Here is a 14,884-nt window from a genome sequence, read left to right on the forward strand (position 1 = left end):
TTATGACACAACATATTGCAGTAGTGACTGGCGGTAGCCGTGGATTAGGTAAAAACGCGGCGCTGAAGCTGGCGGCGAAAGGAATCGGCATTATCCTGACCTACAATAATAACGCCGACGATGCGCAACAGGTGGTACGCGAAATTGAGCAAAAAGGCGTAAAAGCCACGGCATTACAGTTGAATGTCGGCGATAGCGCGAGTTTTCCCGCTTTCACCCGTGCAGTACAGGAACAGCTGAAAACGGTATGGCAGCGTGAGACGTTTGATTATTTATTAAACAACGCTGGCATTGGCATTAACGCGTCGTTTGCCGACACGACGGAAGCGCAGTTTGACCAGTTGGTGAACATCCACTTTAAGGGACCGTTCTTCCTGACGCAGAGCCTGCTGCCGCTAATGAAAAACGGCGGGCGCATTCTCAATGTCTCCAGCGGCCTGGCTCGTTTTTGCCAGCCAGGTTATGCCGCTTATGCCGCCATGAAAGGTGCGATGGAAGTTCTGACGCGCTATCAGGCGAAAGAGTTGGGAGCACGCGGCATTTCGGTCAATATTATTGCGCCGGGGGCAATCGAGACCGATTTCGGCGGTGGCATGGTACGTGATAATGAGCAGATTAATCAGCATATTGCCGCGCAGACGGCGCTTGGCCGTGTGGGCTTGCCGGATGATATTGGCGATGCAATTGCTGCCTTGCTCAGCGATGAGCTGCATTGGATGAATGCGCAGCGTATCGAAGTTTCCGGGGGCATGTTCCTGTAAAACGCGACGCCCGGCAGGTACATTGCTGCCGGGCGTATGGCGATTATTGCTTCTGAAAGTGCGTAACCCGGACGCGAACCGGTTGTTGTTTTTTATCCAGCGAGCCGGTGACGCCCACCAGTTCATCGGGCGAGATGGATTTCCCGTCAAAAACCGCCATTGGAATATCCAGCTGTATCTGATCGGTTTTATCGCGGAACAAGTACACATCTTTGCCTTCCCTTTCCACCAGGTTACCGCGCAGTGAGACCGATGCACCGTCATGCAGGGCTTTGGCCTGCTGGATAGTCATGGTGCGGGCATCCTCCATGCCGCGATAGCCATCATCCATCTTATGCGGCGGCGGCGGGGCCTTATCTGCCTTCAGGCCGGGTTGATCGTCTGCGAATGCTGTCATGGAGAACAGCGCCGCCAGACAGGCGGTCAGCAACATTTTCTTCATCACTTCTCCTGAATAGGACCGGAACACACTCCTAAGCCTGGCAGAGGTCGGAAAGGTATGCTGGCGAATTAGCCATTATTCCCATATTCGTGTCGCAATAAACCAAATAACCAGTCGTTTTGCCAGCGTCCCGCCAGCCACCAGGCTTCGCGCAGTTCCCCTTCCAGTATAAAACCGGTTTTTTCCAGTAAGCGCCGGGAAGCGATATTTCCTGACGTAACCGTAGCCACCAGCCGCCGGATGCCACCCTCGCTGAACGCGTAATCGCACACTGCTTTTAGGGATTCCCGACCATAGCCTTTGCCCTGCGCCTGGGGGGCGAACAGGAAACCCACTTCGGCACAGTCATCTTCGCGGTGAATATATCCGGTCACCCCCAGCGGCATTTGCGTCGTGTTGTCGCGGACGACTAAGCAGAGCCAGTGCCGGCTTCCCGGGAACCATTCCGGTAGTCGTGATAGGAATTGCTCGCGGATTTCCTCGCTGGAGCGGGGATCCGCAACGTAGCGCATCACATCCGGCTGCTGTTGCAGTGAAAGGAAAAATTCCCAGTCACTTTCTACAATCGACGAGCAGATCAGTCTTGGGGTACGAAGCATTAACATCGTGAATGTCTCCGGCAATTTTTTTTCGTGTTCAAACGGCTGTCACTGATAATACGTAGCATCTGAGCTATCTTTTAATGACTCATAAATAAAGAAAAAGTTAAGCGCTGACATTGTCCAGCTAATTATTTCTACAGTTGTACTTAAAGGAAAATAATGACACATACTGCCCCAGATAGTACGGGTGAACAGTTTGAAAAGTGTATTGCCGTTATTCGCGAGGCATCCATCGAAATTCTGTTATTGCTCAATGCGCATTTCGATGAGGGAAAAGATCCCCGCTGGTTTTTAGAACAACTGGATATTGCGCGCCTCAGTATGGGTGGGTGGGGCGCAGTGGCTAAACGACTTAAACTCAACGATGCGGAATTAACACAGTTCACTTTACAACTTCGCCATTTGCAGCAGCTCGTTCCGCACTATGAGAGCGGGCAAAACGTGACGGAAAATCAGCTTATCGCCGCGTTGCGTTTTGTGGCGGCGTTAGAAAATCTGCGCGCTAAGCAGCCGTTGCTGAGTTACAACACGTTGACAAAAGTGAGCGATGCGCAGCAGAAACAAGGCCTGACACAGTTGCGGGCGCTGGAGTTGATGATCACGTCGCTGGTGACGCAAGCATGGTCGGACCCGGAGCGGCTGCGTAACCATCTCAAAGTACAGTTTGGTGCAGACCGCGTGCGGCGTTGGCTGCGCGTTGGCGATCGTAACGATGTGCTAAGTGGTATGCGGTTTAGTGAACTGGCGCTGATGCTGATCGATAAGAAGGAGTTCAGCCAGCACTATGCGCGGATCTTCAATGACTCGTCGGTATTAACACTATTTCTGGAAACGCGTAAAACGCTACAGACGTTTCTGGAAGATATCCGCCAGATACGTGCGGCGGTGATTGCAAACCAGCCGCTGACGTCGAACCAGCTGAGTCTGCTGGCGAGTTATTACCCGCAAATCACCGGGCCGGTACAGCGGGCATGGGAAGAGGGGCGCACGAAAACAAACCCCGACGCATTACTGAAAGAAGCGGGAATGGGGCTGGACGCTTTCTGGGAACAAGCGCGGAAGAAAGATCGCGCGGCCGGAGGTGATGCAATGCCGATACGTGACAATATTGAACCGCCCGCGAAACGTGCGGCGCGTAGCCGCGAGGAGCGAGAGGTCATGCTCTCCGGGGCGTTATGGGGCGCGGTGGGCGTGATGGTGCTGTTAATGGTGATTGGCGCGTTCTGGATGTTTACCAGCGGGCTCTCCGTGCCGAATACCCGTGGAAGCGGTATTACCGTTCCGATTACCGAAGATCGCCAGCGGACATCGCCAAAGGAAGAACTGAGCAATATGGGGATTCCGCGCGATGAGAACAACTTCCGTTCAGCGATCGATCGCAATGACACCAAAGTGGTGTCGATGTTTTTACGGACGGGGATGAACTGGAAACTCTCCTGGACGGAACAGGCAATGGAGTCGGATTACAACGAAGTGCTGGACATGCTGCTCCGCTACCGGCTGCAAATGGATGAAAACCGGCCCTGTCGGCGGTTTATCACCACGTTGTCCCATGAAATGCTGGCGGGTAAAAAACTCACTTCAACCGCAAAAAATTATCTAAGGGCATTCTGTACGCGGGACCCAGTGGTGGAGCGCCAGCGCTATGAGATGGAACAGGCGCAACTGCGCTATAACGCTGACCCGTCCGACGAGAACCGCAAACTGGCGGATATTCAGTCTGCGATCTATGACGTCATTGATTAATCAAATCTGCCCGGTAGCGCAATGCTTGCCGGGCATTTTCGTTACGGCTCGCCGTATAAACCAATCAGTCTGCGCACCACACCGTTTGTCCAGCCAAAGCCATCCTGTAGTGGGTACTCCCCACCGCCCCCTTCAGCAGGGGTGCTGCTGGCAATGTGGTACTTCTCAATCAGCTTATGGTGATGCTGGTAATAATGATTCACCGTTTGTAGCCAGCTATGGGCGATTTCGTTGCCCAGTGAATCATTGCCATACAGTTTGAAGCCCTGAATGGCCATCCACTGTAGCGGCGCCCAGCCGTTGGGTTTATCCCACTGTTCACCGGTCTCATACTCGGTTGCCAGAATGCCGCCCGGCGTCAGCAGGCGCGCTGTAACGGCTTCCGCCACCCGGTCAGCCTGTTCATGCGTCGCCATACCGACATACAGCGGGACGATACTGGCAGCGGAAAACAGTGCCATCTCTTCACGACGCCAGTCATAGTCGCGGTAGCAGCCATGCTCATCATCCCACATGTAACGGTTAACCGCTGCCCGGCGATCGCTGGCTTTCTGGCGAAACAGCGCTTCCCGTTCGCGGTCGCCCTTCAGACCGGAAATGTTGGCGATGGTGCTTTCCAGCTTAAACAGGAACGCATTCAAATCGATAGGAATAAACTGCGTGGTGCGGATACTCGCCAGACGATGGGCGTCGCGCAGCCAGCGTGACGAGTAATCCCAGCCGGACGCTGCACCGGCACGCAGATCGCGGTAGACTTCGTTGGCCGGTCGCCCCGAGTTACGCGCGGTCTCCACGTCTTCAATCCAGGATTCGTCGCGTGGCGTATCACGGTCATCCCAGTAGCGATTAAGCAGTGACCCATCAGGCATGCGCACCACATGGCGGTAGGCCTGGTTGAGCGCCAGCGACTCTGCGCCATCCATCCAGAAGGCGTACTCCATCAGCAAGTGTTCAAGATAGCGCCGCGCACCGCGTACACCATCCTCTTCAAACAGTTCCACCATCAGCGCAAAGACGGGTGGCTGCGAGCGGCTCAGGTAGTAGGTCCGGTTACCGTTCGGGATATGGCCGTAGCGTTCGATCATCCACGCAAAGTTATCCGCCATACAGCGCAGCAGATCGTCACGGCCGCTTTCCGCCAGCCCAAGCATGGTGAAATAGGAGTCCCAGTAGTAGGTTTCACGGAATCGACCGCCAGGCACAATATAGGCTTGCGGCAGCGCCAGTAATGAAGACCACGGGATATGATCCTGGGGCTCGCGGGTCAGTACCGGCCACAGGTGATCGATATGCTCTTTCAGCGAACGACTGGGGTCGGAGATATACTCTTTGGCGTAGTTTTCCGGCATCCAGAAATGTCTCGCGACAAACTGACGCAGGTCGAATTCCGGTTTGCGTTTGATTTTACGATAGCGAATCAGAATATCGAGCGGATCCATTTTCGGCGCGCAATCGGGAAACGTTTTGCTATCGGCGAAGATGCGTGATGATTGCACGTGTTCAAACAGTTCAAGGTAACGATCGGCAGGGGTAAGCGCATCCGACGCGGGAAGCCCTTCGATCATTTCCGGTTCCGGCTCCGCCTCGATCATTTCATCCAGTTTTAACTCGCACGGATCGGTTTCGTAGACGGTTTCTTCTGCAATCACGAATTCGATAGGTTCTGCGCTTTGTTGTTTCTGGTTGAACATAGTGACGTTGGCCTCCGGATGTCGTCGTAAAAAAATGACGGGTGTTGCCCGGTTCTTTAATAAGCGTAGACATTCGCTTCGGTCTGTGAAAGACAAACTGTGCGCTTGATCACGTTTCTTTATCGGGTAACGGTTGGCGAATTTTCCATAACCTGTTGTTTATTCATAAACAAAACGGATAACCCAACGGCTGGCGCAGCGGCGAAATTCGGAGCATTCGTTTTGCAACGATTTGTGAATAATCCCCCCGCTGTACACTCGTGCAGGGTAAAGTGAGGGGGATTGCCCGTCATAAAGAGGAAGCGCTATTTGGAACTCGCCACTATTACGTTAGAGCAATGTCTCGATATCCGCCATGCGGTACTGTGGCCGCAGCTTGAGCGGGATGCCTCGCGCGTGGAAGGCGATGAGCAGGCCTGGCATTATGGCGTATTGTCGCAGCAGCAGATCGTCAGTTGTTTATCTGTGTTTTTGCTCGGCGATCGTCACTGCCAGATCCGCAAATTTGCCACTTTGCAGGCGCATCAACAGCGTGGGTTTGGCGGTTTTTTATTGCGCTCGGTGCTCGATCGGCTACTGCAAACAGGCATGGCGTCGGTACAACTGGATGCCAGAACATCGGCCACATCGTTCTATACCCGTTTTGGTTTTATAGCCGAAGGGACACCGTTCTGTAAAAAAGGGGTGGAGTACATTCGCATGTCGCGCGGGTTATAAACACCCGGCGACATGGCTGCCGCCGGGAGGAGGGTTAACGCGGGATTTGCTGGGTAATGCAGTGGATGTTGCCGCCGCCGAGCAAAATTTCGCGCGCCGGGACACCGGTAATGACAAAGCCGGGGTACATCTCTTCGAACAGCGCCTGTGCTTTGGCATCGGTTGCCGCATCCAGCAGTGGGAAAATAATCTGCTGATTGCTGACCAGATAGTTGACGTAGGAACCGGCCAGGCGGTTGCCTTCATGGCGCTCAATCGCCGTGCCTTTTTCCACACCAATGGTCTCTTCCGCGCTGGCGTACAGCGGTTGCGGAGAGGGCATTTTCCAGACTTTCAGTGTGCGACCCTGCGCATCCTTTACGTTCTCCAGGACGTTGAGCGCTGCAACGGAGCGGGCGTACTGAGGATCGTTCTGGTCGTCAGTCCAGTGCAGCGCCACTTCGCCAGGACGCACGAAGCAGCACATATTGTCGATATGGCCATCGGTTTCGTCATTAAACACACCTTCCGGCAACCAGATTATTTGCGATACGCCAATATAGTCGCGCAACTGCTGCTCAATCTGATCCTGGCTTAACCCCGGATTGCGGTTGGGGTTCAGCAGGCATTCGGCGGTGGTCAGCAATGTGCCTTCGCCGTCAACGTGGATCGAGCCACCTTCCAGAATCAAATCTGTGTGATAGCAAGGCATCTGGTGGTAGTTCGCCACCTGAGCCGCAACCTGTTGATCGCGGTCCCACGGCGCGTACAACCCGCCGTTGAAGCCGCCCCAGGCGTTAAACGTCCAGCTAATGCCACGCCGTTCGCCCGCCGCATTGCGCACCACGGTGGGGCCGGTGTCGCGCATCCAGGCGTCATCGCTCTCCATCTCCACCAGCGTCACTTCAGCGGGCAGGGTGGCGCGCGCTTTGGTCATCTCAGCGACCGGGACGCCCATAATAACCGGCGTACTGTGCGAGATAGCCTTTGCCACTGCGGCAAAAGCCTGCTGCGCGGGGGCGGCATCTGCGCGCCAGTTATCCGTGCGATAAGGCCAAATCATCCATACCGCCTGGTGTGGCGCCCACTCTGCGGGCATGGCAAATCCATCTTTCACCGGCGTGGTCAGCTGTGACATCGGTTAGCTCCTTACGCTGCCATCAGAGGTGGCGATGGCGCCATACATGTTCGGGCGACGGTCGCGGAACAAACCCCAGGCGGCGCGCTGTGCGGCAACGGCATCCAGATCGAAAGTGTGCACTAGCACCGCTTCGTCGGTTTTGTTTGCCTGCTCCACCAGGGCACCGGTCTGATCGGCAATGAAAGAGGAGCCGTAGAAGGTCATTTCCAGACCTTCAATGTATTTGCTGGCTTCGGTACCGATGCGGTTAGAGGCAATCACCGGAATGACGTTAGCGGCAGCGTGGCCCTGCTGGACGCGGGTCCAGTGCGGCTGGCTGTCGATGTCCGGGTAGGCGGGTTCAGAGCCGATTGCCGTCGGGTAGAAGATCACTTCTGCGCCCTGCAGTGCCAGGCAACGTGCGGTTTCCGGGAACCACTGATCCCAGCAGATGCCAACGCCGACTTTGGCATAGCGGGTGTTCCACACTTTGAAGCCGGTATCACCAGGGATAAAGAACTGTTTTTCCTGGTACGCCGGGCCGTTCGGAATATGGGTTTTACGGTAGGTGTCCAGCACGCTGCCGTCGGCGTCGATCATCACCAGCGAGTTGTAATAAGCGTTATTGCTCTTTTCAAACAGGCTCAGTGGCAGCACCACTTCCAGCTCTTTTGCCAGCGCAGAGAAGTGCTTAATCAGTGGGCTGGTGGCGACTTCCTGTGCCAGCGCGTAGTGTTCCGGGCTTTGGTCGATGCAGAAATAGGGCGCAGCGAAGAGCTCCTGAATGAGGATGATCTGCGCGCCTTTGCTGTGGGCTTCACGGACCAGGCGTTCAGCGTTCTGAATGTTTTTTTCCAGATCCCAGCTACAGGCCATTTGCGTTGCGGCGACTGTGACATTTCTCATAAAAAATCTCCCGTGGTTCTCAGTTCAGGCGGTGCAGAGCATCAGCACTTATTTTGCTGCAAACTATAGCAACGAAAACCGTTATGCATAAAATGTATTGTTATCATGAAAACATGAACAGGATGCATAGTGGCGATGGATCTGAACTTGCTGCGGTTGGTGCCGATTCTGGCGAAAGAGAAAAATGTCACCCGTGCGGCGCAGAAAGCGAACCTTTCCCAGTCGGCGTTTAGCCACGCGCTGAACCGCCTGCGCGAACAGTTAAATGATGAGATGTTTATCCGCACCCGCAACGGCATGGAGCCCACGCCCTATGCAGCGATGATGATCCCGGTGATTGAGAATGCGCTCAGCAAGCTGGATACCGCCACGCGCGGGCCGAGTCACTTTGATCCGCTGCGTGATGCGCACACCTTTTATATCGGCGCGGTGGATTACTTCGAATTTATGTTTATGCCGGTGCTGACCGCGCGTTTTAAAACCATCGCGCCCAATGTGCGCTTGTCTGTCGATATTCTGTCGGAGACGATAAAAGTCGAACGGGTTGAGAAGGGGCAACTGGATGCATTTATTGGTGTGGATAATGTGCAGCATATTCCGCACTATTTTAATAAACACCCACTTATTTCTGACCATTTTGTGGCCATTGCCTCTGTTGATCGCCACGATTTGCCCGACCAATTGACGATGAAACACCTGGTCAGCGAACCACAAATCCATTTACCCGCGGTCAGTTCAGGCGCGGATCATATTGACGGCTGGCTGTTGTCGCAGCATCTCTATCGTCCTCTGGCGACGGTGGTGCAGAGTTATGCTGTCGGTGGGCGTGTGGCGGTGGCATCCGGTTATTTGATGTGCGTACCTTTCCGCATCGCGCAGGAGCTGGCGAAGATGTTGCCGCTGCGTATCCTGGATCTGCCGGACGGCGCGCCATCGTACGATTTATTGCTACTTACCCACCGTTTGTATGACTACCAGCCTGCGGTACAGTGGCTGATTAATGAGTTAAAAACGGTGCGGATAGCGTGACCCCCTTGTGTTATGAACAAGGCAGGAAATACAGTGCCAACTCATGTCAGGATAAGGGTGCTGCGGTACAAGCGAAAAAAAACCGACGGGTGAGGTCGGTTTTTTTACATCCAGCGTATCGGGTCACTGCGGATTCTTCCTGCCCAGGCAGCGCAGAACTGTGCTGACAGAGAGCGCTTGAACCCTGCAGACTCAACTGTGCTTGTTGGTCAGTTCAAAGCGTGGTGAAACCAGCCCATACAGCGTCCAGCCGAGGAAGGTCACGATTGAGCCGTAGAGCATGGCCTCTTCACCGGAGGAGTAAAGCGCGTAGAAGCTGTACAGCGCACCGATAAAGGCGACAACGTTAGCGGCTTTGGCTTTCGACGGGGCAACGTTGGCCATTTTCTGAATGATAACCAGCGCAGCCATCGACAGAATGTACGGGATGATGTTGGTGACCACCGCCAGATTGACCAGCACGTTAAACTGGCTGTTCAGCGACGGGCTGATGGTCATCAGCGATAATCCACTCTGGATAACCACAATGGTCAGCATCCCCTGCACCGGCGCATCCACTTTCGTCACGCGTGAGAAGATTTTCGGGAAATAACCTTCGTCGGCGGAAGATTTAAAGACCTGCGCAATGGTGAACTGCCAGCCGAGCAGTGACCCGCAACAGGACATGATCATCAGCGCCATGATCACTTTCCCGACTGCCGGGGTAAACATCTGCGCGAAAGCCAGCCCAAACGGTGCCGTGGAGTTCGCCAGGTCCATATTGGGGACAATCCCGGCAATCACGTTGGTTGAAATGATGTAAATCGCCGCTGCGCCCAATGTTCCGCCCAGTACTGCAATCGGTACGTTACGTTCCGGGTTGTCTACCACGTCGGCGTTTGCACAAGCCGACTCAAGGCCAAGGAATGCCCATAACGTCATGGCGATAGAGGAACCGACCGCACTGAAGAATGGCACGTTGTGTGGGTTCCATGAGGCGACATACAGGCTCGGGCTAAACCAGAACCAGCCGATGATGCACAGGCCCACCACCGGAATAATCACCCCCCAGACGGTGATACTGCTGATCTGCCCGGTAATGCGCGCACCGCCGAAGTTAGCCACGGTGCAAATCCACAAGACGCCAATCGTCGCGAGACCAATCTGTACCGGCGTCAGCGACGCACCAAACAGTTCGGTACCGTAACCCACTGCGGAAATCGCAATGGCCACGTTAGCAATTAGCAGCGACATGCCATAGGTGTAGTTCGCCATAAAGTTGCCGGATTTGCCGAACGCGTACTCCGCATAGCCGCCCATGCCTCCGGATTTGCGGCTGAACATACCACACTTGGCAAATGCCCATGCCAGCGCCATCGAACCCACGGCGGTCACCAGCCAGGAGATTATCGAGATGGTACCGACTTCTGCCAGCTTGGTGGGCAGCATAATAATCCCGGAGCCCATCATATTGACCATGGTCAGAATGGTGAGCTGGAGAACGCCCATCTTATTGGATTTTTGAGCACTCATAATTTTTCTCCTTTCAACAGGTTATGTTGCTTTTCCTGCTGTTTGATGACGTAACACCACACTTGTTTACGACCGTCTTGTTCTTCGACATACACACCCTGTAACTCAGGCGCAAAGCCCGGCAGCAGGTTGATCCCCTCTTCCAGCGCGCTGAAATAACGCAGTACCGAACCGCCCCAGATTTCACCGGGGACCACGCACAGTACCCCTGGCGGATAAGGCAGTGCGCCTTCTGCCGCAATGCGGCCTTCCGCATCCGGCAGACGAACCAGTTCTACTTCGCCGCGCAGGTAGGCGTAGTTGGCTTCTTGTGGTGAGAGGTTGACGCGTGGGAAGTGCGATTTGCGGAACATCTCTTTCTGCAACTGTTTCACATTGTGGCGGGCGTAAAGGTCGTGCATCTCCTGGCAGAGCTGGCGCAGGCTGTAACCGTCGTAACGCGCCTGATGCTGACGGTAGAGTGAGGGCAGAACGTCAGCCAGTGGCGCATCGGATTCCAGCAATTTTTCGAAACGCACCAGCAGGGCGATAAGCTGTTGCAGCTTGGCCATATCTTCCGCCGGGGTCAGCAGGAACAGGATCGAGTTAAGATCGCATTTTTCCGGTATCACACCGTTTTCACGCAGGAAGTTGGCGAGGATAGTCGCCGGAACGCCAAAGTCTTCATATTCGCCATTTGCGGCATTGATACCGGGTGTGGTGAGCAGCAATTTGCAGGGGTCAACAAAGTACTGATGTTCGGCATAGCCTTCAAAAGCATGCCACTGTGCGCCCGGAACGAAGTGGAAAAAGCGCAGATCATCGGAGATTTCAGCCGTGTCGTAAGACTGCCATGGCTTACCATCGACGGTTTCCGGCACAAACGGGCGGATATAACGGCAGTTATCGAGGATCAGTTTGCGGGCATCAATGCCGTTGGCGACGCAATCCATCCACATGTTGCGACCGCTCACACCTTCATGCATTTTGGCGTTGATATCCAGCGCGGCAAACAGCGGGTAGAAGGGGCTGGTGGAGGCGTGCATCATAAAGGCATTATTCATGCGCTTATGCGGTACATAGCGAGGTTGCCCTTTGATATGGCGGTCTTTTTTGTGGATCTGCGACGTCTGAGAAAAACCTGCCTGCTGTTTGTGTACCGATTGTGTCACCAGGATGCCCGGATCGTTTTCATTCAGATCCAGCAGCAAGGGTGAGCAATCGGCCATCATCGGAATAAATTGCTCATAACCCACCCAGGCGGAGTCAAACAGGATGTAGTCGCACAGGTGGCCAATTTTATCCACCACCTGACGGGCGTTATAGATGGTACCGTCGTAAGTACCTAACTGGATCACCGCCAGGCGGAAGGGGCGTGTTTCTCTCGCCCGCTGCGGTGCGACTTCGTCAATAAGCTGGCGCAGGTACGCTTCTTCAAAACAGTGGGCGTCGATGCCGCCGATAAAACCGTACGGGTTACGCGCGGTTTCCAGATAGACCGGTGTTGCGCCAGCTTGCAACAGCGCACCGTGGTGGTTTGATTTGTGGTTGTTGCGATCAAACAGCACCAGGTCTCCCGGCGTCAGCAGGGCGTTAAGCACCACCTTGTTGGACGATGAGGTACCGTTGAGCACAAAGTACGTTTTGTCGGCGTTAAAGACGTTGGCGGCATGTTGCTGAGCAATGCACGGCGCGCCTTCGTGGATCAACAAATCGCCCATGGCGACATCGGCATTACACAAGTCGGCTCGAAAGAGCGTTTCACCAAAATATTCAACAAACTGATTCCCGGCCGGATGACGGCGGAAAAACTCACCGCCCTGATGCCCCGGGCAGTCAAACGCGCTATTACCCTGACCTACATAGTCCACCAGTGCCCGAAAGAACGGTGGACGCAGTTGCGTTTCATAGTGATGTGCCGCCGTTTCCAACTGGCGACCATAATAATCGCTGCGGGTTTCGTTAAACTCAAAGACGCCCGAAATGCGTGGCAGATGTTCAGCCGGAACACGTTCTTCATCTTCTGTGGCGACAAAGACCGGAATGCCATAGCCGGTAGCGTCAATTTCATCGAGTTTGCCTCGTTCAATATCATTGACGGATAACACGATAGCAGCGACGTCGATAAATTTACTTTCATCAATATTCACAATATTGCGATGGGTAGAAAAACAGTCAGGGCAAGAACGGCTGATTGCAATTTTTAATTCAGACATTTTCATCTCTTTATTTCAGGTAATAGCAGGTCCTCAATTTCCTGAACAGGAAATTGATATCTCCGGAGCGAATAAGAGCGTCCCACTGATAAATTAAAATCAGTAAGTCGGTTTTATTCAGATGCAATAAACCCTAACCAGTCCGGTCACAAGTAACTCAGGGTTTATTTGGGCGAGCACCGCGAGATACAGGCATTCAGCCTGTATTACAGAGGGTCAGAAAGACCTGTATGCTGGAGTGCCCGTAGTCAAATGACTATCGGGCATTAAAGAAATGAAAGTCGAAGCTATTACGGTTGGCAAACATCATAATATGTGTTGTTCGCCTTATATGTGGCATTGCATGGTTATTGTTTTCCATTTTCATCACCTTTCCTGGGTAAATGTAAGGTGAGGGTATTTTATCCAGGAAAAAGCCGTTTTGTGTGACTATGATCAATAAAAACAGATCGTCTCAGAAATAATTGGTCGCGTTTTATGCATATTGCGAGATAACGCACTGCATTGTTTATTATTTGTTATTTTTGTTAAAATTAATATTTTATTTATTTTTTAACATCCAGAAAAAATAAATTAGCTAAGACAAATAAGTTAAATAAAAAGAGGCGTTAGTTAATTAAAAATAATGAATAAGAATTCACGAAATAACCTGTAATGGCGGTCGTTATGTTGCTTCGTTGAATACAATGACATTTGCGATAGGGTGAAGAAGTGGTCAGGCGCAAACTAAGACAAAGAAAGTGACTGAAGAGAAGCACAGTGAAGGCTTCTCTTCAGCTTATGGGGAGGAAGGCAGGAGGGCGCGTGGTTAGCGCATGGTCACAAACTCTTCCGCTGCGGTGGGGTGAATCGCCACGGTGTTATCGAAGTCTTTCTTGGTTGCGCCCATCTTCAGCGCGACCGCAAAGCCTTGCAACATTTCATCCATACCGGAACCGATGCCGTGGATACCGACAATACGCTCTTCAGGACCAACGCAGACCAGCTTCATACGACACGGCTGGCGGTGGGTGGTCACTGCGGTATACATGGCGGTAAACGACGATTTATACACTTTGACTAACTCATCGCCGAACTGTTCGCGCGCCTGCGGCTCGGTTAACCCGACGGTGCCGATCGGCGGGTGGCTGAACACCACGGTCGGGATATTGTTGTAATCCAGATGTTCGTCCGGCTTGTTGTTAAACAAACGTTCAGACAAACGGCGGCCTGCTGCGACCGCTACTGGCGTCAGTTCCACCGCGCCGGTGTTGTCGCCTACCGCATAGATGCCCGGTACGCTGGTGTTCTGGTACTTATCGACCTCGATATAGCCTTTGGCGTTGGTTTTCACTCCGGTGGCGGCAAGATTGAAATTGTCTGTCGCGGGTTCGCGGCCAATCGCCCAAATCAGGCTGTCCACGATCTGTGAACGGCCATCTTCCAGCGTCAGGGTCAGGCTGCCATCGGCATTTTTCACTACCTCTTTCGGCACGGCATGGGTGTGCAGCGTCGGACCTTCGGCGGCCATCACTTCCACCAGCGTTTCGGTGATCAGCGGATCGAAGTTGCGCAGCGGCGCGTGCTTACGCACAAACAGATGCGTTTCAGCGCCAAGGCCGTTAATCACCCCAGCCAGTTCAACGGCGATATAACCCGCACCCACCACCGCCACACGTTTTGGCAGCGCCGGCAGTGCAAAGAAGCCGTCGGAATCAATACCGTACTCCACCCCCGGAATGTCCGGGTGGCTCGGGCGACCGCCGGTGGCAATGAGGATATGATCGGCGGTGAGGGTTTCACCGTTCACTTCGACGGTTTTTGCATCAACAAAACGCGCAAAGCCGCGGATCACATCGACATTATTTTTACCCAGCACATTGTCATACGAGGTGTGAATACGGTCGATATAGGCCGTACGGCTGGCGACCAGTTTGCCCCAGTCGAAGTGGTTTACCGTGGTGTCGAACCCGTAATCCGGGCCATAGAGATGAATGGCTTCCGCGATTTGCGCCGCGTGCCACATAACCTTTTTCGGAACACAACCGACGTTCACACAGGTGCCGCCAAGCGCCTTCGCTTCGATTAGCGCGCATTTCTGACCGTACATCGCTGCACGGTTAATCGATGCAATACCGCCGCTGCCGCCGCCAATAGCGATATAGTCGTAATGTTTGCTCATGGTTGATTCCTTAATCCTGAACG

At 53.7% G+C, this 14,884-nt stretch carries 13 protein-coding genes; 4 read left to right on the plus strand and 9 right to left on the minus strand.

The window, feature by feature from the left end; translation table 11 throughout:
* Positions 1–2 precede the first annotated feature (2 nt).
* A complete protein-coding gene (locus tag ABGA49_RS07730) occupies positions 3–761 on the plus strand; it encodes an SDR family oxidoreductase (protein ID WP_061492630.1) in 759 nt (252 codons plus the stop codon).
* A gap of 43 nt (positions 762–804) precedes the next feature.
* Here the strand turns inward: ABGA49_RS07730 and ABGA49_RS07735 are convergent, their stop codons facing one another.
* Together ABGA49_RS07735 and ABGA49_RS07740 are read right to left on the minus strand one after the other, a co-directional pair.
* The gene (locus tag ABGA49_RS07735) at positions 805–1,203 is read right to left on the minus strand and encodes a YdeI family stress tolerance OB fold protein (protein ID WP_061492632.1); all 399 of its coding nucleotides are present in this window, start codon (positions 1,201–1,203) and stop codon (positions 805–807) included.
* A 68-nt stretch (positions 1,204–1,271) separates the two neighbouring features.
* The gene (locus tag ABGA49_RS07740) at positions 1,272–1,808 is read right to left on the minus strand and encodes a GNAT family protein (RefSeq protein ID WP_061492634.1); all 537 of its coding nucleotides are present in this window, start codon (positions 1,806–1,808) and stop codon (positions 1,272–1,274) included.
* A gap of 156 nt (positions 1,809–1,964) precedes the next feature.
* Here ABGA49_RS07740 and ABGA49_RS07745 point away from each other — a divergent pair, with 156 nt between their 5' ends.
* The gene (locus ABGA49_RS07745) at positions 1,965–3,551 is read left to right on the plus strand and encodes an STY4199 family HEPN domain-containing protein (RefSeq protein WP_088238303.1); all 1,587 of its coding nucleotides are present in this window, start codon (positions 1,965–1,967) and stop codon (positions 3,549–3,551) included.
* Positions 3,552–3,592: 41 nt separating this feature from the next.
* Here ABGA49_RS07745 and ABGA49_RS07750 read toward each other — a convergent pair whose 3' ends face one another.
* Complete coding sequence (locus ABGA49_RS07750; RefSeq protein ID WP_061492638.1) at positions 3,593–5,242, minus strand: alpha,alpha-trehalase; 1,650 nt, start codon at positions 5,240–5,242, stop codon at positions 3,593–3,595.
* 309 nt (positions 5,243–5,551) lie between these two features.
* Between ABGA49_RS07750 and ABGA49_RS07755 the strand changes: the two genes are divergently transcribed.
* Positions 5,552–5,959, plus strand: coding sequence for a GNAT family N-acetyltransferase (locus tag ABGA49_RS07755; protein WP_088238304.1), 408 nt, complete (start codon positions 5,552–5,554; stop codon positions 5,957–5,959).
* Positions 5,960–5,993: 34 nt separating this feature from the next.
* Here ABGA49_RS07755 and aguA read toward each other — a convergent pair whose 3' ends face one another.
* Entirely contained in the window at positions 5,994–7,076 is a 1,083-nt protein-coding gene (gene aguA, locus ABGA49_RS07760; RefSeq protein ID WP_347665388.1) for an agmatine deiminase, read from the minus strand.
* A gap of 3 nt (positions 7,077–7,079) precedes the next feature.
* Complete coding sequence (gene aguB / locus ABGA49_RS07765) at positions 7,080–7,964, minus strand: N-carbamoylputrescine amidase (protein WP_061492644.1); 885 nt, start codon at positions 7,962–7,964, stop codon at positions 7,080–7,082.
* 135 nt (positions 7,965–8,099) lie between these two features.
* On the opposite strand from aguB, the gene ABGA49_RS07770 reads away from it, so the two are divergent.
* A complete protein-coding gene (locus ABGA49_RS07770) occupies positions 8,100–8,993 on the plus strand; it encodes a LysR family transcriptional regulator (RefSeq protein ID WP_082794119.1) in 894 nt (297 codons plus the stop codon).
* A 192-nt stretch (positions 8,994–9,185) separates the two neighbouring features.
* Here ABGA49_RS07770 and potE read toward each other — a convergent pair whose 3' ends face one another.
* The 4 genes from potE to gorA form a co-directional block, all read right to left on the minus strand.
* Positions 9,186–10,505, minus strand: coding sequence for a putrescine-ornithine antiporter (gene potE / locus ABGA49_RS07775; protein ID WP_061492648.1), 1,320 nt, complete (start codon positions 10,503–10,505; stop codon positions 9,186–9,188).
* On the minus strand, positions 10,502–12,700 hold the full coding sequence (gene speF, locus ABGA49_RS07780; protein WP_347665389.1) for an ornithine decarboxylase SpeF: 2,199 nt from the start codon (positions 12,698–12,700) through the stop codon (positions 10,502–10,504). The genes potE and speF overlap by 4 nt, the downstream gene beginning before the upstream one ends.
* 256 nt (positions 12,701–12,956) lie before the next feature.
* Positions 12,957–13,061, minus strand: coding sequence for a leader peptide SpeFL (gene speFL, locus ABGA49_RS07785; RefSeq protein WP_134319175.1), 105 nt, complete (start codon positions 13,059–13,061; stop codon positions 12,957–12,959).
* 447 nt (positions 13,062–13,508) lie between these two features.
* Positions 13,509–14,861, minus strand: coding sequence for a glutathione-disulfide reductase (gene gorA, locus ABGA49_RS07790; protein WP_061492650.1), 1,353 nt, complete (start codon positions 14,859–14,861; stop codon positions 13,509–13,511).
* Positions 14,862–14,884 lie beyond the last annotated feature (23 nt).

Origin of the sequence: Kosakonia sp. WA-90 (assembly GCF_039871955.1) — a bacterium.
GTDB classification, from domain to species: domain Bacteria; phylum Pseudomonadota; class Gammaproteobacteria; order Enterobacterales; family Enterobacteriaceae; genus Kosakonia; species Kosakonia oryzendophytica.

Coding starts and splice junctions, on each gene's coding strand:
- aguA (WP_347665388.1), bottom strand. CDS start 7,076: ATGTCACAGCTGACCACGCCGGTGAAAGATGGATTTGCCATGCCCGCA.
- speFL (WP_134319175.1), bottom strand. CDS start 13,061: ATGGAAAACAATAACCATGCAATGCCACATATAAGGCGAACAACACAT.
- ABGA49_RS07730 (WP_061492630.1), top strand. CDS start 3: ATGACACAACATATTGCAGTAGTGACTGGCGGTAGCCGTGGATTAGGT.
- ABGA49_RS07770 (WP_082794119.1), top strand. CDS start 8,100: ATGGATCTGAACTTGCTGCGGTTGGTGCCGATTCTGGCGAAAGAGAAA.
- ABGA49_RS07745 (WP_088238303.1), top strand. CDS start 1,965: ATGACACATACTGCCCCAGATAGTACGGGTGAACAGTTTGAAAAGTGT.
- potE (WP_061492648.1), bottom strand. CDS start 10,505: ATGAGTGCTCAAAAATCCAATAAGATGGGCGTTCTCCAGCTCACCATT.
- aguB (WP_061492644.1), bottom strand. CDS start 7,964: ATGAGAAATGTCACAGTCGCCGCAACGCAAATGGCCTGTAGCTGGGAT.
- gorA (WP_061492650.1), bottom strand. CDS start 14,861: ATGAGCAAACATTACGACTATATCGCTATTGGCGGCGGCAGCGGCGGT.
- ABGA49_RS07750 (WP_061492638.1), bottom strand. CDS start 5,242: ATGTTCAACCAGAAACAACAAAGCGCAGAACCTATCGAATTCGTGATT.
- ABGA49_RS07740 (WP_061492634.1), bottom strand. CDS start 1,808: ATGTTAATGCTTCGTACCCCAAGACTGATCTGCTCGTCGATTGTAGAA.
- speF (WP_347665389.1), bottom strand. CDS start 12,700: ATGTCTGAATTAAAAATTGCAATCAGCCGTTCTTGCCCTGACTGTTTT.
- ABGA49_RS07735 (WP_061492632.1), bottom strand. CDS start 1,203: ATGAAGAAAATGTTGCTGACCGCCTGTCTGGCGGCGCTGTTCTCCATG.